This is a genomic window from Streptococcus sp. HJ1 (assembly GCF_052399005.1).
GTDB lineage: Bacteria > Bacillota > Bacilli > Lactobacillales > Streptococcaceae > Streptococcus.
The window spans coordinates 306,379-326,989 of sequence record NZ_CP199005.1; the positions used below are offsets into that span (position 1 = coordinate 306,379).

Annotated in this window: 18 protein-coding genes and 1 riboswitch; of the genes, 14 read left to right on the plus strand and 4 right to left on the minus strand. The window is 42.9% G+C overall.

Annotation, left to right across the window (positions count from 1 at the left end; all coding sequences use genetic code 11):
- Positions 1-19: 19 nt before the first annotated feature.
- The 4 genes from ACT17O_RS01560 to ACT17O_RS01575 all read right to left on the minus strand — a co-directional run bounded on the left by ACT17O_RS01560 (position 20) and on the right by ACT17O_RS01575 (position 3,325).
- Positions 20-1,054 carry a S66 family peptidase gene (locus ACT17O_RS01560; protein ID WP_070837131.1) on the minus strand — a complete coding sequence of 345 codons (1,035 nt, stop codon included), beginning with the start codon at positions 1,052-1,054 and terminating at the stop codon, positions 20-22.
- 274 nt (positions 1,055-1,328) lie between these two features.
- Positions 1,329-1,676, minus strand: coding sequence for a TfoX/Sxy family protein (locus tag ACT17O_RS01565; protein ID WP_000331825.1), 348 nt, complete (start codon positions 1,674-1,676; stop codon positions 1,329-1,331).
- 15 nt (positions 1,677-1,691) lie between these two features.
- The gene (locus ACT17O_RS01570) at positions 1,692-2,369 is read right to left on the minus strand and encodes a DUF1129 domain-containing protein (RefSeq protein WP_444817589.1); all 678 of its coding nucleotides are present in this window, start codon (positions 2,367-2,369) and stop codon (positions 1,692-1,694) included.
- Between the two features lie 11 nt (positions 2,370-2,380).
- Positions 2,381-3,325: a magnesium transporter CorA family protein gene (locus ACT17O_RS01575; RefSeq protein ID WP_000815620.1), complete on the minus strand. Its 945-nt coding sequence runs from the start codon at positions 3,323-3,325 to the stop codon at positions 2,381-2,383.
- A 136-nt stretch (positions 3,326-3,461) separates the two neighbouring features.
- On the opposite strand from ACT17O_RS01575, the gene uvrA reads away from it, so the two are divergent.
- The 14 genes from uvrA (at position 3,462) to nrdD (ending at position 20,611) form a co-directional block, all read left to right on the plus strand.
- Complete coding sequence (gene uvrA, locus ACT17O_RS01580) at positions 3,462-6,293, plus strand: excinuclease ABC subunit UvrA (RefSeq protein WP_444817590.1); 2,832 nt, start codon at positions 3,462-3,464, stop codon at positions 6,291-6,293.
- Positions 6,286-7,347 carry a M24 family metallopeptidase gene (locus ACT17O_RS01585; RefSeq protein ID WP_444817591.1) on the plus strand — a complete coding sequence of 354 codons (1,062 nt, stop codon included), beginning with the start codon at positions 6,286-6,288 and terminating at the stop codon, positions 7,345-7,347. Before uvrA ends, ACT17O_RS01585 begins: the two co-directional genes overlap by 8 nt.
- A gap of 55 nt (positions 7,348-7,402) precedes the next feature.
- Positions 7,403-7,554: riboswitch (M-box (ykoK) riboswitch) on the plus strand.
- Between the two features lie 195 nt (positions 7,555-7,749).
- A complete protein-coding gene (mgtA, locus tag ACT17O_RS01590) occupies positions 7,750-10,410 on the plus strand; it encodes a magnesium-translocating P-type ATPase (protein WP_444817592.1) in 2,661 nt (886 codons plus the stop codon).
- A 135-nt stretch (positions 10,411-10,545) separates the two neighbouring features.
- On the plus strand, positions 10,546-10,944 hold the full coding sequence (gene spx / locus ACT17O_RS01595; RefSeq protein ID WP_000591165.1) for a transcriptional regulator Spx: 399 nt from the start codon (positions 10,546-10,548) through the stop codon (positions 10,942-10,944).
- Between the two features lie 66 nt (positions 10,945-11,010).
- The gene (locus tag ACT17O_RS01600; RefSeq protein ID WP_444817593.1) at positions 11,011-11,580 is read left to right on the plus strand and encodes an SP0191 family lipoprotein; all 570 of its coding nucleotides are present in this window, start codon (positions 11,011-11,013) and stop codon (positions 11,578-11,580) included.
- 86 nt (positions 11,581-11,666) lie between these two features.
- Positions 11,667-11,933: an IreB family regulatory phosphoprotein gene (locus ACT17O_RS01605; RefSeq protein ID WP_000507059.1), complete on the plus strand. Its 267-nt coding sequence runs from the start codon at positions 11,667-11,669 to the stop codon at positions 11,931-11,933.
- 3 nt (positions 11,934-11,936) lie between these two features.
- Complete coding sequence (ruvX, locus tag ACT17O_RS01610) at positions 11,937-12,356, plus strand: Holliday junction resolvase RuvX (RefSeq protein ID WP_444817594.1); 420 nt, start codon at positions 11,937-11,939, stop codon at positions 12,354-12,356.
- 15 nt (positions 12,357-12,371) lie between these two features.
- Positions 12,372-12,677, plus strand: a complete 306-nt coding sequence (locus tag ACT17O_RS01615) for a DUF1292 domain-containing protein (RefSeq protein ID WP_000017624.1) — start codon at positions 12,372-12,374, stop codon at positions 12,675-12,677.
- 157 nt (positions 12,678-12,834) lie between these two features.
- The gene (locus tag ACT17O_RS01620) at positions 12,835-14,085 is read left to right on the plus strand and encodes a bifunctional folylpolyglutamate synthase/dihydrofolate synthase (protein ID WP_444817595.1); all 1,251 of its coding nucleotides are present in this window, start codon (positions 12,835-12,837) and stop codon (positions 14,083-14,085) included.
- Between the two features lie 90 nt (positions 14,086-14,175).
- Positions 14,176-14,628 (plus strand): SP_0198 family lipoprotein, encoded by a 453-nt coding sequence (locus ACT17O_RS01625; protein ID WP_044021479.1) that lies wholly within the window; start codon positions 14,176-14,178, stop codon positions 14,626-14,628.
- A gap of 344 nt (positions 14,629-14,972) precedes the next feature.
- A complete protein-coding gene (gene cls, locus ACT17O_RS01630) occupies positions 14,973-16,505 on the plus strand; it encodes a cardiolipin synthase (protein WP_042902999.1) in 1,533 nt (510 codons plus the stop codon).
- Between the two features lie 75 nt (positions 16,506-16,580).
- A complete protein-coding gene (locus ACT17O_RS01635) occupies positions 16,581-16,724 on the plus strand; it encodes a hypothetical protein (RefSeq protein WP_000933184.1) in 144 nt (47 codons plus the stop codon).
- Between the two features lie 35 nt (positions 16,725-16,759).
- Positions 16,760-18,277 (plus strand): damage-inducible protein CinA, encoded by a 1,518-nt coding sequence (locus tag ACT17O_RS01640; RefSeq protein WP_444817596.1) that lies wholly within the window; start codon positions 16,760-16,762, stop codon positions 18,275-18,277.
- Positions 18,278-18,403: 126 nt separating this feature from the next.
- The gene (gene nrdD / locus ACT17O_RS01645; RefSeq protein WP_444817597.1) at positions 18,404-20,611 is read left to right on the plus strand and encodes an anaerobic ribonucleoside-triphosphate reductase; all 2,208 of its coding nucleotides are present in this window, start codon (positions 18,404-18,406) and stop codon (positions 20,609-20,611) included.

Consider the following 20,611-nt stretch of genomic DNA (forward strand, 5'->3'; position numbering starts at 1 on the left):
ACAAAAATGGAGAAATTGTTTATTTTTTGTTATCGTCAAAGCGAATGACTTGCTTCTGTGTATCCACATAAGCGTGAACGCCAAAGGGCACAATGGCTCTTGGAGTTGCGTGACCGACATTCAGATTATAGACAATCGGGATATTGTTATCAATGATATCCAATAGTGCTTCCTTATAGTCGTCATAGAAGGTTTCATCCATTGGCTTTCCGACCAAGAGTCCACTGATAACCCCAAATATCCCCGTGTCCTTTAAAGTCCGCAACATTTTTTTGAAATCATCAGGTTCAGGCTTTTCTTCGCTTGTTTCTAGCAAGAGAATCTTTCCTTCCCAGTCACATAAGTCAGGAAAAAGTTTGTATTTTTGGCAGAGAACTGTGCTGTCTGCGTATCGAGAATTGTCAAAGATATCATAGAGGGACTCAAGGCAACCACCGAGAATTTCTCCCTCAAACTGAGCATTTCCTTGCAACAAATCAAAGCCTGTATTTACATGACTGATACGAGCTGTTCCCAGAGCCTTGGGACTAAAATCAGTCCGTTCCTCATACCAAAGGTCGCTAGGGCGGATTTCTGAGATTCTTCCTGTCTTGATCAATTCTTTAAAGTAGTGAAAGCTATAGGGTAACATCTCATTGTCTAATTCACAAATGTCTGCTAGAAAGGATTGCCCATAAAAAGTCTTGATCCCTAGTTTGTGCAACATAAGGTGGTTCATGGTTGTATCCGAGAAGCCAAGAAAAATCTTTTGTTGGATAACCTTTTGGAGCTGGTCGTTTTCAAAAAGGTAGGGTAGCAAGCGATAGGTATCATCCCCACCGATGGCGCAGAGGATCATGTCGATGCTATCATCCGAAAAGGCCTGCATCAAATCCTCTGCACGTGCTTCAGGATGGTCCTTGATAAAGTCTAACCCTTTTAGCGAATGGGGCAAAAAGACAGGATTGAGTCCCAAATCCTTGAGACGTTGGAGACCCAAATCGACTTCGTGTTTGACAAAATTCTCTCCGATAACACCGCTAGACAAACTAACGATACCAATAGTAGAAATCATATCTCATCCTCCTAGAAATAGATTGATACTCTTCGAAAATCAAATTCAAACCACGTCAGCTTTGCCTTGCCGTACTCAAGTACAGCCTGCGGCTAGCTTCCTAGTTTGCTCTTTGATTTTCATTGAGTATGAGCCTATTCTATCACAAAAGATGAGAGGAAACTACAAGAATGAGACTCAGAAGTGCTATTGAATCTCAAGAAAGCAAGTGAAAAAGCAACCGCCTGTGCAGTTGCTTTTCGTTTTTCTAATCTCTAATCTCACTAGATATGAGTTACTTGGTCAATTCTTGATTATAGGAGAGGGCTAAATCAATCCAGTAAGGCAGTTCTTTCTGACCTTCGATATCTAGGTCTATATAGCCATGATAAGGTCGCCCTCTCATCAATGTAGTATGAGCTCCTGTTCGGGGTAGAACTTGCTTTTCCATTTCTTTGCCAATTCTCACCATAACCAGCTCGTCCTTTCTGGAACTGACTGTAAGGACCATTTTCCCACGAATCATAAAGGCCAGGCCACCAAACAGTTTCTTTTCTTCTAACTCTTCTTCGAAAATTTGGGGAGGAAGTTTGAGTGCTAGAATTTTTCGAATCTGCTGAGCTAAAGATTGACTATATGCCATAGCTTTTCACTTTTCTTAATAACGTGATGGGCCCGCGCTTGCACTTCGGATGTTGAAACGTTTCTTGAGATAGAAGCGAAGGGAGAGAAGAGCAGCCCCTAGGATAGCCAAAGGCAATGGAGCAAGGACTGGATTGAGGTTTGCTGGTAGGAAGCTTGTTGCAAAGAAGACAACCAACCAAAGGACCATAGAAGCCAGGATAACGAGGATTGACTTCCAGAATGGAGGACGTTGGCTACGGTCTGTGTCTGGTCCATAGTACTGGTAGACAAAGTAGTACATCAAGTAGAAGGCAAGTCCTCCTACAAGTCCAACCAACAAGAGGGTAATCAACCCATAGCCAATAGCCTGATCTGTAGAGAAGAAGGTAGTCAGAGCGCTAACCAATGCAAAGAGACTGGTGATAAAAAGGGCTGAGTCCATAATCATGAGTTTTGGATCGTCATTTTCTTTTGGATGCTCTTTTTCGTATTGCTCCTTGACAGTGAAGCTATGAGCCCAGTGAGTTGGAGCGCCATAGAGGGAACGAGCAGTCGTCCCCTTGGCTTGCTCTTCAAGGATTTGAGGAATGACTTCCTCAAAGATAGCCTTGATTTCAGCGTCTGTTTTACCATCTTTGATAAATTGTTGGGTAGCGATGTGGATAAACTCTTGGTTTTTCTTAGTTAAATTTTGTAAATCAATCTGAGACATAGGGATTCCTCTTAGAACCATTTTTTATGGATGAGATAGAGAGTGAGCGAAACACTCATAGCAAAGGCGATAAAGACGATTAACCAGAAGGCGTGTGGCTCACCGTTCAAAGGGATTTCATTATCCTTGAAGTTCATTCCATAGGCTGAGAAGATCATGGTTGGGACAGACATGACAATGGTCACGAGAGCCAGGGTTTTCATGATGTTGTTCTGGTTGTTGGAAATGATAGAGGCAAAGGTCTCTGTCATAGAGTGAAGGACATTTCCATAGATATCTGCCATCTCGATGGCCTGTTGGGTTTCAATCAGAGTGTCTTCGAGTAGGTCTTCGTCCTCTAAGTATTTCTTGATATTGCTAGTTGCGCTGGTCAATTTCTTAATCACGCGTTCGTTCGTCTTAAGTGAGGCCTTGAAATAGACGATGGTTTTTTCCAATTCCATGAGCTCGATCAGCTCTTCGTTTCGAGTAGATTTGTGAAGTTGACTTTCGATTTGTTCACTCTTACGGTCGATTGAACGAAGGGCCGTAAGGTAAAGTTCGGCGTTGCGGTAGAGAATCTGGAAGATAAAGCGTGAACGCATGAAGGTGTAAAAGTTGCGCAGTCTACGGTTGATAAAGACATCGAGAACGGGGAGGGATTCCAAGCAGGTGGTGATAATGGTTTCCTCGGTGATGATAATCCCCAGCGGAATCGTAACGTAGTAGGTGCGATTGTTTCTTTCCTCTGTGATGGGAACGTCCACGATGATCAAAGTATACTCATCTTCGATGGTAATACGGGACATTTCTTCCGCATCGAGCGGTGCTCGAAGGTCGGCAATGTCAATGTCAAAGGCGTTGGCGATTTCCAACGATTCATTTTGTGTAGGATTGACGAGGTTGATCCAAGTACCCGGTTCAAGCGTGTCGATCTCTTTAAATTCAGTTGTTGTTGAGAGAAAAACTTGTTTCATATCCCCTATCCTTTCCTACTATTCAGTGATTCATTTTTTGCACCGTACTATTATACTATAAAAACAGCTTTTTGGGTAATAGAATTTCACATTTTTTGGTATAATGGAAAGCAATAATGGACTAGAAAGAACAAAGATGCAAGATAAAATTGTGATTCATGGGGCACGTGCCCATAACTTAAAAAATATTGATGTGGAGATTCCGCGAGACAAGCTGGTTGTTGTGACTGGTTTGTCAGGGTCTGGGAAATCCAGTCTGGCCTTTGATACCCTCTATGCTGAGGGGCAAAGACGCTATGTAGAGAGTCTATCAGCCTATGCTCGCCAGTTTTTGGGCAATATGGAAAAACCAGATGTGGATGCCATTGATGGCCTCAGCCCAGCTATTTCCATCGACCAGAAAACCACTAGCAAAAACCCTCGTTCGACCGTGGGAACCACGACTGAAATCAATGATTATCTGCGTCTCCTCTATGCACGTGTGGGGACGCCTTACTGTATCAACGGGCATGGGGCTATCAAGGCTTCTTCTGTAGAGCAAATCGTGGATAAGGTTTTGGAATTGCCGGAACGCCAACGTCTGCAAATTTTAGCCCCTGTCATCCGTAAGAAAAAAGGGCAACACAAGAGTGTCATTGAAAAGGTTCAGAAAGACGGCTATGTCCGTGTCCGAGTGGATGGGGAAGTCTATGATGTTACCGAAGTTCCAGAGCTGTCTAAGAGTAAGCAACACAATATTGATGTCGTAGTTGACCGTATTGTTATCAAAGAGGGTATCCGTAGCCGTCTCTTTGACTCCATAGAGGCTGCCCTTCGTATCGCAGAAGGTTATGTGATTATCGACACTATGGACGATTCTGAGTTGCTCTTCTCTGAGCATTATGCCTGCCCGGTTTGTGGTTTTACCGTACCAGAGTTAGAGCCACGTCTCTTCTCCTTCAATGCTCCTTTTGGATCTTGTAGTGAGTGTGACGGTTTGGGTATCAAGCTGGAGGTGGATGTTGACTTGGTGGTTCCTGATACCAGCAAAACTTTGCGTGAGGGAGCATTAGCACCTTGGAATCCTATCTCATCCAACTACTATCCAAATATGCTAGAGCAGGCCATGACAGCCTTTGGAGTGGATATGGATAAGCCTTTTGAGGACTTGTCAGAAGAAGATAAGAACTTGATTCTCTACGGGTCTGATGGCAAGGAATTCCATTTCCACTATGAAAATGAATTTGGCGGTGTGCGAGATATTGACATTCCGTTTGAGGGAGTTGTCAATAATATCAAGCGTCGTTACCATGAGACTAACAGTGATTACACGCGCACCCAAATGCGCCTCTACATGAATGAGCTAACCTGCGGAACTTGCCACGGCTATCGTCTCAATGACCAGGCCTTGTCTATCCGTGTGGGTGGGGAGCAAGGACCACATATCGGAGAAATTTCGGACCTGTCTATCGCAGACCATTTGGAATTAGTGAGCCAGCTGACCCTGTCTGAAAATGAAGCTATTATTGCTCGTCCTATCCTCAAGGAAATCAAGGATCGCTTGACCTTCCTCAATAACGTAGGTCTTAACTATCTGACGCTGTCGCGTTCGGCAGGAACCCTTTCAGGTGGGGAGAGTCAGCGTATTCGCTTGGCGACTCAGATTGGGTCTAACCTATCAGGTGTCCTCTATATCCTGGATGAGCCATCGATTGGTCTCCACCAGAGGGATAATGACCGCCTGATTGCCAGTCTGAAAAAGATGCGTGATTTGGGCAATACTCTCATCGTGGTAGAACATGACGAAGATACCATGCGCGAGGCGGATTATCTGATTGACGTTGGTCCAGGTGCCGGTGTTTTTGGTGGCGAGATTGTTGCTGCAGGAACACCCAAGCAGGTGGCCCGTAACAGTAAGTCTATTACAGGCCAGTACTTGTCAGGTAAACGTGCCATTCCAGTACCAGAAGAGCGCCGTGCCGGAAATGGTCGCTTTATCGAAGTGACAGGTGCGCGTGAGAACAACTTGCAAAATATCACTGCTCGTTTCCCGCTAGGAAAATTCATCGCAGTGACAGGGGTGTCAGGTTCAGGGAAGTCGACCTTAATCAACAGCATCCTCAAAAAAGCCATTGCGCAGAAGCTCAACCGCAATTCAGACAAGCCTGGTAAATTCAAAACCATCACAGGGATTGAGCATGTAGACCGCTTGATTGACATTGACCAGAGCCCGATTGGACGAACGCCGAGGTCCAACCCAGCTACCTATACAGGAGTTTTTGACGATATACGTGACCTTTTTGCCCAGACAAATGAAGCTAAGATTCGTGGTTACAAAAAGGGCCGCTTCAGTTTCAACGTTAAGGGAGGCCGTTGCGAAGCCTGCTCAGGTGACGGGATCATCAAGATTGAGATGCACTTCTTGCCAGATGTTTATGTTGCTTGTGAAGTCTGCCATGGGACTCGCTACAACAGTGAAACCCTTGAAGTTCACTACAAGGAAAAAAATATCTCGCAGGTTTTGGACATGACCGTCAATGATGCGGTGGAATTCTTCCAACATATTCCAAAAATTCAACGCAAACTTCAGACCATCAAGGATGTGGGGCTGGGCTATGTAACGCTAGGGCAACCGGCTACCACCCTTTCTGGAGGAGAAGCCCAGCGTATGAAGTTGGCTAGCGAACTCCATAAACGCTCGACAGGAAAATCTTTCTACATTCTGGATGAGCCAACTACAGGGCTTCATACTGAGGATATCGCTCGCTTGCTTAAAGTCTTGGCTCGCTTTGTCGACGATGGAAATACAGTCCTCGTCATTGAGCACAATCTAGATGTCATCAAGACGGCAGACCATATTATTGACCTAGGACCTGAGGGCGGTGTCGGTGGTGGAACCATCATTGCAACAGGAACTCCAGAAGAAGTAGCGGCCAACGAAGCCAGCTACACAGGACACTATTTGAAAGGAAAGTTACATCATGAATAAACGTGTGCAAGCATTTCTAGCTAAAATGCAAGAAAAAGAACTAGATGGTATCATCATCAACAACCTTAAAAACGTCTATTATTTGACTGGTTTTTGGGGTTCAAATGGAACAGTCTTTATCAGCCGTGACCGTCAGGTTTTGGTGACGGACTCTCGTTATATCATTGCGGCTAAGCAAGAAGTAACAGGTTTTGAGATTGTGGCTGACCGCGATGAATTGGCTGTTATTGCAGGCATTGTTAAGGATATGGGCTTGTCTTGCGTCGGTTTTGAAGACGAGATTTCGGTCTCTTATTACCACCGTATGCAGGCAGCTTTTGCAGGGATCGACTTGCTTCCACAGACTCAGTTTGTTGAAGCACTTCGTATGATTAAGGATGAGAAAGAGATTGCGACTATTCGCAAGGCTTGCTCTATCTCAGACCAAGCTTTCCACGATGCACTTGACTTTATCAAACCAGGAAAAACTGAAATTGAGATTGCCAACTTCCTTGATTTCCGCATGCGTGAGCTAGGAGCGGCAGGCTTGTCTTTTGATACCATTTTAGCCAGTGGCATCAACTCTTCTAAGCCCCACGCCCACCCAATGCACAAGCCAGTAGAGTTTGGCGAAGCCATTACCATGGACTTCGGCTGTCTCTATGACCACTATGTCAGTGATATGACACGGACCATCTACCTCGGTCATGTCAGTGACGAGCAGGCAGAGATTTACAATACGGTCCTGAAAGCCAACCAAGCCTTGATTGATCAAGCTAAGGATGGCTTAGGTTTCCGCGACTTTGACAAAATCCCTCGTGATATTATCATCGAGGCAGGCTATGGCGACTACTTTACCCACGGTATTGGACACGGTATCGGACTGGATATTCACGAAGAACCTTACTTTAGCCAAACTTCCAAAGAAGTCATTAAATCTGGTATGGTCTTGACTGATGAACCGGGTATTTATATTGAAGGTAAATACGGGGTTCGTATCGAGGATGATATCCTGATTACAGATAACGGTTGCGAATTGTTGACTCTAGCACCGAAGGAATTGATTGTTATTTAAGAAAATTATGATAAATCATTGACTTTTATATTTTAAAGGTTTATACTGATAAACGAAAACGGTAGGTGAGGCTACCATAGGGATACGGATGACTACCGCAAAGCAGTGGAGACACTACTCGTTGGTCAACAGTCCTGGTCGCGAAGGCCAAGACTAAGCTCATTACATCGCCCTATGGAGTTAAAGCTTGAACGAAAAAACAGATAATTAGTTTTTTAATCCTGCCATTTTATGGTGGGATTTTCTGCTGTTTTAAGAAAAAGAAAGGAGACAAACGATGCAAATTGACGATCATCCAGAACCGCACATACACAGCCAATCGCTGATTTGTGTCGTTCTGCCCTTATAAAGTGATTGGTCTCTGTGTATGAAACACATCATTCATACAGATAGGAGAAACCAATGAAAACTACAAAAGAAAGATTAGCAACAGCTATTCACACACCCTTAAACGAAACTCTATCTTTTTATAAGACAAGTCTAACAGGCTTGACTGAGGAGCAGGTGGAGAAAAATCGTGACCTATACGGCGAAAACACCATCACCAAGGGTCAAGAGGACAGTATCCTCAAAAAGATTTACGAATCTATTATCAATCCATTTACAATCATCCTGCTAGTCATCGCTATGATCTCCATGGTGACCAATGTCTGGTTGGCGAAGCCTGGACAAGAAGATCCGACGACCTCTATCATCATCGTCGTTCTCGTTCTAATCTCTGGTGGCATACGCTTTGTCCAAGAACTGCGAAGTGACAAAGCTGCGACCAATCTTTCAAAAATGATTGTGAATACAGCTACGGTTATTCGCGAAGGCCAGAGTTTAGAGATCGCAATTGAAGATTTGGTCGTTGGAGATATAGTCAAGTTAAGTGCTGGGGATATGATACCAGCAGACCTCCTTTTGATTGAATCACGTGATTTCTTTGTCCAACAGTCTGGTTTGACAGGTGAAAGTGACTCGGTTGAAAAACTGGCCTTGTCAAAAATGAGTCAGTCAAACTTTGATAGTCTGCTAGAAGCAGAAGTGCTCGCCTTTATGGGAACCAATGTGATATCAGGAAGTGCTAAGGCTTTGATTCTAGCGGTCGGTGATGATACCATGATGGGAGAAATTGAGCAGACCCTCAATACCTATGACGAACCGACCTCTTTTGAACGGGAGATGAACAGCATCTCTTGGCTCTTGATCCGTTTGATGTTGGTCATGGTTCCCATCGTCTTTCTCTCCAATGGCTTGACAGATGGCGACTGGCTGGAAGCTGGCGTATTTGCTTTGAGTGTTGGTGTTGGATTGACACCTGAGATGCTTCCTATGATCATCACGGCCAGTTTAGCAAAAGGCTCCATTATCATGGCTAAGGAAAAAGTCGTCATCAAAAAACTCAATGCCATACAGGACCTAGGTGCTATTGATATCCTATGCACGGATAAAACCGGAACCCTTACCCAAGACGAAATTGTCCTTGAATATCCTTTGGATATACATGGAGATTTGGATTTGTCTGTGTTGAGACGGGCCTATCTCAATTCCTATTTTCAAACCGGTTTGAAAAACTTGATGGACCGTGCCATTATCAGTAGAACTGAAAAAGAAGCTAAAGAACACGCTATTCTACAAAATTTGGATACTAGCTTCCAAAAAATAGACGAATTGCCCTTTGATTTTGAACGCAGACGGATGAGTGTCATCGTCAAGGATGAGAACGAAGTTGTTAGTTTGGTAACCAAGGGTGCCCTAGAGGAAATGCTTGCGATTTCAACCCATGTGGAATATCAAGGTCAGATTAGCCCTCTGACGGATGATATCCGAGTGGAAATCTTAAAAGAAGTAGATCAACTTAATCAACAGGGATTGCGAGTCTTGGGAGTCGCCTATAAAACAGGCCTAAAAGAAGGTTTTGCTTACTCCGTTGAAGATGAAAAAGAGATGATTCTAACCGGATATCTTGCCTTTCTAGATCCACCAAAACCATCAGCAGCACCTGCTATCCAAGCTTTGTTAGAACACGGTGTTCAAACAAAGATCTTGACGGGAGACAATGAGAAGGTAACCCAAGCAGTATGCGAAAAAGTTGGTTTAGACGTTGATCAAATCTTGTTGGGTTCTGATATTGACGCCATGACGGACGAAGAGTTGGCCCAAGCAGTCGAACATGTGACCGTCTTTGCCAAACTCTCTCCGGATCAAAAAGCACGAATCATTTTACAAATCAAATCGAATGGACATTGTGTCGGCTATATGGGAGATGGGATCAATGATGCCCCTTCTATGAAAGTGGCCGATGTGGGGATTTCTGTTGATACAGCAGTAGATATTGCCAAAGAAACGGCTGATGTCATTTTGCTAGATAAGGATTTGATGGTGCTTGAAAAAGGGCTGGTTGAAGGACGCAAAGTCTATGCCAATATGACCAAATATATCAAGATGACTGTCAGCTCTAATTTCGGGAACATTTTCTCTCTGTTAGTGTCTGGTATCTTTTTACCTTTCCTTCCTATGGCTCCGATTCACTTGATTGTGTTAAACCTCGTCTACGACCTTTCTTGCATCGCCTTGCCATTTGATAATGTGGATGAAGACTTTTTAAAACATCCCCATAAGTGGGAAGCTAAGTCTATTACTCGTTTTATGATTTGGATGGGTCCGATTTCTTCTGCCTTTGATATTTTGACCTTTATCTTACTCTATTTTGTCATTGTCCCAATGGCGACAGGTCAAGCCTATGCTCACGGAGCAGAGTCTGCAACGGGCTTTATTATTTTGTTCCAGACAGGTTGGTTCATTGAATCCATGTGGTCCCAAACCATGGTTATCCATATGCTCCGTTCAGCAAAACTTCCTTTCTTACAAAGTCGTCCATCATGGTTTGTTCTTGGAACAACCTTGCTAGCAGCTAGTTTTGTGACCTTTCTTCCCTACTCTTCAATTGCTAGCCTACTTCATTTAACCCCTTTGGAACCAATTTATTTCCTCTTTTTGCTTTTGATTATCGTCCTCTATATGATAAGTGTTACAGTTGTGAAACGATTGTATATCAAAAAATTTAAAAGTTGGTTATAAATTGATTTTGTCAAGAAAAAAGTACGAAAATCGCGAAAAAAGTTAATTTTTTTTTAAAAATAGGTCGCAAGTCGGATGTTTTTTATGGTATAATAGACTAAACTGATAGTAACATGTAGCGAAAGGGGTAGGTACATGATCAAAATTTATACAGTCTCAAGTTGTACTAGCTGTAAAAAAGCGAAAACCTGGCTCAATGCCCACCAGTTAAGTTATAAAGAACAAAATCTCGGTAAAGAAGGAATTACAAGAGAAGAGTTATTAGATATTCTAACGAAAACAGATAATGGAATCGCCAGTATCGTTTCGTCAAAAAACCGCTACGCTAAGGCACTTGGAGTTGACATCGAGGATTTGAGTGTCAATGAAGTGCTCAACTTAATCATGGAAACACCACGGATCTTAAAGAGTCCGATTCTCGTTGACGAGAAGCGCCTACAAGTCGGCTATAAAGAAGATGATATCCGTGCCTTCTTGCCACGCTCTGTCCGTAATGTAGAAAATGCAGAAGCACGTCTACGTGCAGCTCTATAAAACATCAAGGCTGGGAGTGACTCCTGGCCTTGTTTGCCCTTTTGTTTTAAAATCATGTGAGGAATTATGAAAAAGTTACTAATTGCTAGTTTTGCTCTCCTCTTTTTGCTTGCGGGATGTGGGCAAAAAAAGGAAACCCCTGCTGCTTCTACAACAGCATCTGAACCTCTCCAATCAAACCTTCCCGTTTTGGACAATGCCGAAAAGAATACGGTTGTCACCAAGACCCTGTTGATGCCGAAGTCAAAAAGTGGAACGCAACAGATTCAGACCATTACCTATAAAGGCAATCAATTTTTGACCTTGAGCATTCAGCAAAAACGACCTGTCGGGGATGAACTCAAGAATTTTATCTCTGAAAATGGCCTAGAGGAGACGCAAAAAGCGCTTCTAGAAGCGGAAGAAAAGGATGAGACCATCCAAGAGGCACGCAAACTAGCAGGATTTACACTGGAAACAAAGCTACTCAGCGAGACAGAAATCCAGACTACAACGACTTATGATTTTCAAGTACTGGATGTCAAAAAGGCATCTCAGCTGGAATATTTAAAAAATATCGGTCTTGAAAATCTCTTAAAAAACGAACCTAGCCAATATATTGCAGATAGAGTGGCAAATGGAGCAACAGAACAATAGAAAATCCAAATTAATAGACTGACTTATTTGTAGAACGTAAGGAAATATGCTATAATAGTAATATTCTAAGGAAAGAGGGTGTTAGAATGGGATTTACTGAAGAAACTGTACGGTTTAAATTGGATGATTCCAATAAGAAAGAAATTAGCGAAACATTGACAGATGTCTATGCTTCTTTGAATGACAAGGGCTACAATCCGATTAACCAGATCGTCGGTTATGTATTGAGTGGAGACCCTGCCTACGTTCCTCGTTACAACAATGCACGAAATCAAATCCGTAAGTATGAGCGTGATGAAATTGTTGAAGAACTGGTACGCTACTACCTTAAGGGACAAGGAGTCGATCTATAATCTATGAGAATTATGGGATTGGACGTCGGTTCAAAAACAGTAGGGGTGGCGATTAGCGATCCGCTCGGCTTCACCGCTCAGGGACTTGAAATCATCCAGATTAATGAGGATCAGGGCCAGTTTGGTTTTGACCGTATCAAGGAATTGGTTGACAGCTATAAGGTGGAACGCTTTGTAGTAGGTCTGCCTAAAAACATGAACAATACCAGCGGTCCGCGAGTAGAAGCCAGTCAAGCCTATGGTGACAACCTAGAAGAACTCTTTGGTTTGCCAGTAGACTATCAGGATGAGCGTTTGACAACGGTCGCTGCGGAGCGTATGTTGATTGAACAAGCAGATATCAGTCGTAACAAACGCAAGAAAGTTATTGATAAGTTGGCTGCTCAGCTGATTTTGCAGAATTATTTAGATAGAAAATTTTAAGACAGAGGAGAAACTATGTCACACGATCACAACCATGACCACGAAGAACGTGAATTGATTACACTAGTAGACGAGCAAGGAAATGAAACCTTGTTTGAAATTCTTTTGACCATCGATGGGAAAGAAGAATTTGGTAAAAACTATGTTCTTCTAGTGCCAGTTAACGCAGAAGAAGATGAAAATGGTGAAGTTGAAATCCAAGCCTACTCATTCATCGAAAATGAAGACGGAACAGAAGGCGAATTGCAACCAATCCCAGAAGACTCAGAAGACGAATGGAACATGATTGAAGAAGTCTTCAACAGCTTTATGGAAGAGTAAAAATGTCCGGGGGACGTTTTTAGCCCACGTTGAAATTCATAGTAGCTAGTGATTAGCTAACCAGGTAAGAGGTTGGGATTTTAGTCCTGACCTCACTTTTTATTTGTAATCATACTTTGATGCGGTAGTTGATTGGACTTTTGTTAAGGAGACATGTATGTTTGAAGTAGAAGAATGGCTTCATAGTCGGATTGGTTTAAACTTTAGATCTGGTCTTGGACGAATGCAGCGAGCAGTGGATTTGCTGGGGAATCCTGAGAGGACTTATCCTATTATCCACGTAACAGGGACTAACGGTAAAGGGTCAACTATTACCTTTATGAGGGAGTTGTTTGTTGCTCATGGTAAAAAAGTTGGTACTTTTACCTCTCCTCATATCATCAGCATCCATGATCGAATCTGTATTAATGGACAGCCGATCGCGGAGGAAGACTTTGTTCGTATAGCTAACCAAGTCAATGAGATGGAAAAGACGCTTTTGCAAACCCATGACCAGTTATCCTTTTTTGAATTACTGACTCTGATTGCTTTGCTTTACTTTAAAGAGCAGGGAGTGGATCTGGTCCTGCTAGAAGTGGGGATTGGTGGTTTGCTTGACACAACGAATGTCGTAACAGGAGAGATTGCAGTTATTACTTCCATTGGGCTAGATCATCAGGAGACCTTGGGGGATAGTCTGGAGGAAATAGCCAAGCAGAAAGCTGGTATTTTCAAGGCTGGCAAGCAGGCAGTCATTGCCAAGCTTGCTCCAGAAGCGGAGCTTGTCTGTCAAAATACAGCAAGAGAGTTAGCTGTTGAACTTTATCAAGCTGGGCGAGACTTCACCTTGAAAGCTGGAAATTTCTCAAGCAACCTAGCAAGCTTTTCCCAGCTTGAAATCGGTTTGGAAGGTGTTTATCAGCAAGAAAATGCCGCCTTGGCTTTAGAAACTTTTCTTCTGTTTATGGCGTCAAGAGGTGAAAGGGTCGAAGAAGTGCTTGTCAGACGGGCCTTGCAAGAGACCCACTGGGCAGGTCGATTGGAACGGATTCGTCCGCAAATCTACCTAGATGGGGCTCACAATCTGCCAGCCTTGACTTGTCTAGTAGAGTTTATCCAAGGGAAAATCCAGCAAGGTTACCAGGTTCGCATCCTTTTTGGAGCACTTAAACGCAAGGATTATCAGGGGATGCTAGGCTATCTATCTGAGCAGTTGCCTCAGGTAAAACTTAAGGTAACAGGCTTTGACTACCAAGGCTCTCTGGATGAAAAGGATGTGGTAGGTTATGATTTGATTCCTTCCTATGGCGACTTTATCAGAGAATTTGAAGATAAGGCCAATGGCCAGGACTTGCTTTTCGTGACGGGATCCCTCTACTTTATCTCGGAAGTCCGAGCAAGTTTGGTAGGAAGCGACGAGATTAGTTGACCTTATAGGTTTATGTTGCTATACTGTAGGTAGGAGGTATATCTGGAAACGATTCCAGCAAAACATTGGCACAAAAGAAAGGAAATCGCTATGAAAACGAAAACATTCACACTTTCTATTGCTTCCCTAGCAATTCTTAGTCTTTTAGCAGCTTGTGGACCTAAGGCACAAGCCCCTACCCAGCAATCTGCTCAGCAATCATCTACTCAACAAGAATCATCTTCTAGCGCTACGACAAGTGCTAGTCAACCGCAGGCATCCTCAAGTCAGGACACTACTGTAGCTCAACCTACGAATATCGATGGTACCTATACTGGAAAGGATGAGAATGACCAAATCACTCTTGTTGTAACAGGTAAAACTGGTACATGGACTGAGGTCGAGCCAGATGGAGATAAGGAAATCAAGCAAGTCAGCTTTGAGCCAGAAAATCAACGTGTCATTATCGGTGATGATGTCAAAATTTACACGGTTAATGGTAATCAATTGATTATCGATGATATGGACCGAGAGGCATCTGACCGAGTGGTATTAACAAAATAGGATCTCAAATCTAAATAGAAGTTTGGAATTAAGGTTTCAGCTTTACCTTCTACAACTTCAATAGCGACTGTCATAGGATTTGTGCGATATTGAAAAATATAAATAATATTGGAAAGAACTATCATTTTGGTAGTTCTTTTTAAGCCTCTTAATACCCTAGTTAAAAATATAAAAAGGGATAGCACGTCATATAGTGAAGGAGTAGTTTGAGAATCTTGCAGCTCTTGGAATAGTTTGCATAGAAAAAGGTAAAAGGTTGCTATCTACCCCTGAACTGAGGTATACTAGTAGAAACATTAGTTTATCAAGCAGTTAAGGAGAATGTTAGAAAAGGAAGGGGATGTATGACAGCTAGAAAAATGCAGCTACTCATGTCCAAGTATGGTTTTAGTATTACCATCATGTTGGCAGAGTTGTTTATCATCTTTGGTTTATTTCTCTATCTAGGGCAGATGGCTCCGATTCTCTGGATTATTCTAGTTATTTTGATGAGTATGGCGACCATTGTATCGATTGTTAATCGGTCCATGAATCCTGAGAGTAAGGTAACATGGCTGTTAGTAGCCTTTGTGCCAGTGTTTGGACCATTGCTCTATATCATGTTTGGAGAGCGTCGTTTATCTAAAAAAGAAATGAAGCAGCTAAAGCAGCTCCAATCAATGGTTGATCGAGAGGACAATAGCAGAGCTCTCCGTTTGGAGTTAAAAGAGCAGGACAAGTCAGCTTACGGCGTTATCAAATCACTCCTCAGCATGGATACGAATGCTGATGTCTATGATCGAACGGATACACAATTTTTTGCCTCTGGTGAAAGTATGTGGCACCAGATGCTAGAGGATCTCAAGAAAGCGGAGAAATTTGTCTTTCTTGAGTACTATATCATCGAAGAAGGCTTGATGTGGAACAGCATTTTAGAGATTTTGGAAGAAAAGGCCGCTCAAGGAGTGGAAGTTAAACTCCTCTATGATGATATTGGTTGTATGGCAACCTTGCCTGGAGATTACACCATCCAGCTTCGTGGTCGAGGGATTGAAGCCCACAAATTTAACAAGGTGATTCCACGTTTGACCGTTGCTTATAACAACCGTGATCACCGTAAAATCATGATTATCGATGGTCAAATTGCCTATACAGGTGGTATCAATCTGGCTGATGAGTATATCAACCATATCGAACGCTTTGGTTATTGGAAGGATAGCGGTATTCGTCTGGATGGACCGGCAGTTAAAGCTTTTACCAGACTCTTTTTATCTGCCTGGTATATCAACCGTGGAGAGATTAGTGATTTTGACCAATACCATCTCGAAAATCAGCCCAAAGATGGGATGGGGCTCTGTATTCCCTATAGTAGTGGGCCAAAACCCATCTACAGAGCTCAAGTTGGAAAAACGGTTTACCAAAATCTTATCAATCAAGCTACAGATTACGTCTATATCACGACTCCCTATCTGATTGCTGACTACGATCTAACTGAAAGTATCAAAAATGCAGCTCTGAGAGGGGTAGATGTGCGAATTGTGACACCGTGTATCCCAGATAAGAAGGTTATTCAGTTAGTTACTCGAGGAGCCTATCCAGACTTGTTATCTGCGGGGGTTCGTATTTATGAGTACAGTCCGGGATTCCTTCATAGCAAGCAAATGCTTGTCGATGGAGAGGCAGCTACTGTGGGAACCATCAATTTTGACTATCGTAGCTTGCTCCACCACTATGAAAATGCCGTCTTACTTTATAGAACGCAGTCCATCATCGATATTGAAAGGGACTTCGAAGAGATTTTTAAAGTTTCTCAAGAAATTTATCCTCACACTATCAAAACCAGCTGGTATCAAAGCCTAATCAAGGAAATTGTCCAGTTGTTTGCACCTATGCTCTAACTATCCATCAAGATCTAGCCCAAGGCTGGATCTTATTTTTGTCTTCTTACGAATAGATAAGTAAAGGAGAAAACCATGCTTAATCTAGAAGATGATGATTTTATCAGAGAGTATAGAAACAGCCGATTTCACCGTTTTCGTGAAATCGAACGCTTTGCGCTATTGGATAAGAAATTCAGCAAATATCAATCCCAAGCTGACATTCCTGTAAGATTTTGATATACTAAAACAGATAAACTTAGAGGAGAAATTGAATGAACGTATACGGGAAAATAGATGAGAAACAAGAAGGATCTCATTACCAAGACTGGTCAGTGCCAGAGAAACGAGAAGGAGCTCCCATTCCCTTTTTTAGTATTTTACTTTGGAGTTTGGTGACTACAGCCATTTCGGTTGCCCTGCCTTTTATTTTTGGTGTAGTCAGTCCGCAACAAACCCAGGATCTTTATACCGGTTGGGCCTTGCATCAAAATGGTCAAATGTATACAGATTATTTTGGGACGGAGGGATTGCTCTATTATGTGCTAACCTACCTTTTTCGAGGCAGTATTCTGCTTGCTTTGGTTGAGTGGTTGGCCTTGTTTGGAGCAGGTGTTTTTCTTTTTAAGGCTGCAGATACTCTTGTCGGCCAAGAAAAGGAAGCGAAGCGACTTGTCTTTATTTTATACTTGCTTGTAGCTGGACTCGCTTTTGGTGGCGGTCATGCACTCTTGCTAGCCCTACCTTTCCTATTTTATTCATTGAGTATCGTTACAAATTATCTAGCTTTTCCGAAGGATGACAAAGGGTTTGTACGAGTGGGGATGAGCCTTGCTCTCGCTTTCTTCCTTGCGCCAATCCCAACCGCCTTGTTTGCGGCTGTACTGGCCTTGGGGGTTATCGGCTTTAATCTAGGCAAAGGTCACTTTGTTCATGGTCTATATCAGTTCTTTGCGTCAGCCCTAGGATTTTCACTCTTATTCTATCCTTTAGGCTACTATACAGTGTGGACAGGTAGTTTTGGGGATGCTATTAGCCAGACCTTGTATCCGGTAAATGCTCTTAGCCTCTTTTCAAATGCGCATTTGCTTGAAAATGCAGCCTTCTATGGTTTGCTTGCTATTGGATTAGGTTCCCTTGGCTTGCTCTTTACAGGCTTGTTCCAGTCAAAACCAGCCAAGCAATATGCCCTCTCAATTGCTGCTAGCTTGGGATTGTTGGTTTCTTTGGGAATCTTGATTCTCTCCAAAGAACCTATCAACGGTACTCGTCTTGTGGTGCTAATTCCTTTCTTGGTCTTGCTCCTTCTGACAGGAATCAAGGAAGATGTTTCGGAGGGAGGGAGTCGTCGTAGAAGAAGACGTGAGAAACAAACTTCTTTCCTTAAAGGAAATTTCTATCTACCACTGATTGCCCTTGCCTACCTTATTGTTCTTCCTATCGTGAGTCGCTACCTTTCGCACCCAGCGACTTATCAGGAGAGAGACCGTCTTGCTAGCGTGGTTAAACAACAAACGAGTTCTGAGGATCGTGTCTATGTTTGGGATGATCGTCCTGATTTCTACCGTACCAGTGAGCGCTTGGCGCCAACTTCTCTATCAACTCCAACACTCTATACTGCAAGCGATGAAAATAAAACCAAACTGATGAATGATCTAAAAGAAAATCAACCAAAGATGATTATGGTCAATCAAAAAGTTGCCTTGTGGTCGGATGTAGAGAGCTGGCTCAGCGAGAAATATGAGCTTGTTCAGACAGATACTAGTGAATTCAAACTTTATAAATCTAAATAAAAAATCAATATCTTGTGGAATTTTAAAAATTTTAGGATTTTTGACACAAGATATTGATTTTTATTTTTAGAGTGGTATAATACTGAATATAAACAATTCAACAATATTTTAGAAAAGAGCATGGATATGATTGTATTAGAAGAAAAGCTTGCAACCGTTCCCACCTTGTTCGTTGAAAAACGAGATGGTAGACGTGTGGTGTTTGATGTAGACAAGATTGACAAGGCTCTCCACAAGGCGGCGGAAAAGGTTATGGATCTTACGCCTCTAGTAGAAAAACGCCTAAATGGTCTAGTTGAAAGAATCGTGACTGAAATTCACAGCCGCTTCCCTCAAGGTGTCAAGATTTACGAAATTCAAAATGTCGTAGAACATGAACTCCTTGAAGCCAAAGAATATGCGCTAGCTGAGGAGTATATCACTTATCGGACACAAAGGGATTTTGAGCGCTCAAAAGCGACAGATATCAACTTTAGTATCCATAAACTTCTCAATAAAGATCAAGCAGTTGTTAATGAAAATGCTAATAAAGACAGCGATGTCTTCAACACCCAACGTGATTTGACAGCAGGGATTGTTGGGAAATCAATCGGACTGCAAATGCTTCCTAAGCACGTAGCCAATGCTCACCAAAAAGGGGATATCCACTATCATGACTTGGACTACAGCCCCTACACTCCGATGACCAACTGCTGTTTGATTGATTTTAAAGGCATGCTGGAAAATGGTTTTAAGATTGGAAATGCAGAGGTAGAGAGTCCCAAGTCTATCCAGACTGCGACCGCTCAGATTTCACAAATCATCGCCAACGTTGCTTCTAGCCAGTACGGGGGCTGTTCAGCTGACCGTATCGATGAAGTCTTGGCGCCTTATGCGGAGAAGAATTATCAAAAACACCTCAAGGATGCGGAAGAATGGGTCTTGCCTGAGAAACGGGAAGATTACGCTTGGAAGAAAACTCAAAAAGATATCTATGATGCCATGCAATCTCTTGAGTATGAAATCAACACCCTCTTCACTTCAAATGGACAAACACCTTTTACTTCACTAGGTTTTGGTCTAGGAACTAGTCGTTTTGAACGGGAAATTCAAAAAGCTATCTTGACCATTCGTATCAAGGGGCTTGGTTCAGAACACCGCACAGCCATCTTCCCTAAACTCATCTTTACGCTTAAAAGAGGACTTAACTTAGAGGAAGGTTCACCTAACTACGACATCAAACAGTTGGCCCTCGAGTGTGCAACCAAGCGGATGTACCCAGATGTCTTGTCCTATGATAAGATTATCGAGCTGACAGGCTCCTTCAAGGTTCCTATGGGCTGCCGTTCTTTCCTCCAAGGATGGAAGGATGAGAATGGTGTTGAGGTCAATTCAGGTCGGATGAATCTAGGTGTTGTGACAGTTAATCTGCCTCGTATCGCCCTCGAATCTGAAGGAGATCTGAATAAGTTCTGGGAAATCTTCAACGAACGGATGAACATCGCTGAAGATGCTCTGGTTTATCGTGTTGAACGTACCAAGGAAGCAACACCAGCGAATGCCCCTATCCTTTATCAGTACGGAGCCTTCGGTCGCCGTCTCGGAAAAGAAGAAAGTGTTGATCAACTCTTTAAGAATCGCCGTGCGACAGTTTCGCTGGGCTACATCGGTTTGTACGAAGTGGCTACAGTCTTCTTTGGAAATAGCTGGGAAAGCAATCCTGAAGCCAAGGAATTCACACTGAATATCATTCGCGATATGAAACGTCGTGTGGAAGAGTGGTCTGACCAATATGGATACCATTTCTCTATCTACTCCACACCGTCTGAAAGTCTGACAGACCGCTTCTGTCGCTTGGATACAGAGAAGTTTGGCTCTATTCCTGATATTACGGACAAGGAATACTACACCAACTCGTTCCACTATGATGTCCGTAAAAATCCAACACCGTTTGAAAAATTAGACTTTGAGAAAGTTTACCCAGAAGCAGGTGCGTCAGGTGGTTTTATCCATTATTGTGAGTATCCAGTTCTTCAACAAAATCCTAAAGCCCTGGAAGCTGTCTGGGACTATGCCTATGACCGTGTCGGCTATCTAGGGACCAATACTCCGATTGATCGTTGCTACAAGTGCGACTTTGAAGGGGATTTTGAACCAACTGAGCGAGGATTTGCTTGTCCCAACTGTGGAAATAGCGACCCTAAAACAGTAGATGTGGTCAAACGTACGTGTGGTTATCTGGGAAATCCTCAAGCACGTCCGATGGTTAATGGGCGCCACAAGGAAATCGCTGCGCGTGTCAAACACATGAACGGTTCAACTATTAAAACAGCCGGACATGAAGTAACAAATTAG

What these genes read in the sequence shown, in the direction of transcription:
- ACT17O_RS01560 (WP_070837131.1), bottom strand. Translation starts at nt 1,054, where the DNA reads ATGATTTCTACTATTGGTATCGTTAGTTTGTCTAGCGGTGTTATCGGA.
- ACT17O_RS01565 (WP_000331825.1), bottom strand. Translation starts at nt 1,676, where the DNA reads ATGGCATATAGTCAATCTTTAGCTCAGCAGATTCGAAAAATTCTAGCA.
- ACT17O_RS01570 (WP_444817589.1), bottom strand. Translation starts at nt 2,369, where the DNA reads ATGTCTCAGATTGATTTACAAAATTTAACTAAGAAAAACCAAGAGTTT.
- ACT17O_RS01575 (WP_000815620.1), bottom strand. Translation starts at nt 3,325, where the DNA reads ATGAAACAAGTTTTTCTCTCAACAACAACTGAATTTAAAGAGATCGAC.
- uvrA (WP_444817590.1), top strand. Translation starts at nt 3,462, where the DNA reads ATGCAAGATAAAATTGTGATTCATGGGGCACGTGCCCATAACTTAAAA.
- ACT17O_RS01585 (WP_444817591.1), top strand. Translation starts at nt 6,286, where the DNA reads ATGAATAAACGTGTGCAAGCATTTCTAGCTAAAATGCAAGAAAAAGAA.
- mgtA (WP_444817592.1), top strand. Translation starts at nt 7,750, where the DNA reads ATGAAAACTACAAAAGAAAGATTAGCAACAGCTATTCACACACCCTTA.
- spx (WP_000591165.1), top strand. Translation starts at nt 10,546, where the DNA reads ATGATCAAAATTTATACAGTCTCAAGTTGTACTAGCTGTAAAAAAGCG.
- ACT17O_RS01600 (WP_444817593.1), top strand. Translation starts at nt 11,011, where the DNA reads ATGAAAAAGTTACTAATTGCTAGTTTTGCTCTCCTCTTTTTGCTTGCG.
- ACT17O_RS01605 (WP_000507059.1), top strand. Translation starts at nt 11,667, where the DNA reads ATGGGATTTACTGAAGAAACTGTACGGTTTAAATTGGATGATTCCAAT.
- ruvX (WP_444817594.1), top strand. Translation starts at nt 11,937, where the DNA reads ATGAGAATTATGGGATTGGACGTCGGTTCAAAAACAGTAGGGGTGGCG.
- ACT17O_RS01615 (WP_000017624.1), top strand. Translation starts at nt 12,372, where the DNA reads ATGTCACACGATCACAACCATGACCACGAAGAACGTGAATTGATTACA.
- ACT17O_RS01620 (WP_444817595.1), top strand. Translation starts at nt 12,835, where the DNA reads ATGTTTGAAGTAGAAGAATGGCTTCATAGTCGGATTGGTTTAAACTTT.
- ACT17O_RS01625 (WP_044021479.1), top strand. Translation starts at nt 14,176, where the DNA reads ATGAAAACGAAAACATTCACACTTTCTATTGCTTCCCTAGCAATTCTT.
- cls (WP_042902999.1), top strand. Translation starts at nt 14,973, where the DNA reads ATGACAGCTAGAAAAATGCAGCTACTCATGTCCAAGTATGGTTTTAGT.
- ACT17O_RS01635 (WP_000933184.1), top strand. Translation starts at nt 16,581, where the DNA reads ATGCTTAATCTAGAAGATGATGATTTTATCAGAGAGTATAGAAACAGC.
- ACT17O_RS01640 (WP_444817596.1), top strand. Translation starts at nt 16,760, where the DNA reads ATGAACGTATACGGGAAAATAGATGAGAAACAAGAAGGATCTCATTAC.
- nrdD (WP_444817597.1), top strand. Translation starts at nt 18,404, where the DNA reads ATGATTGTATTAGAAGAAAAGCTTGCAACCGTTCCCACCTTGTTCGTT.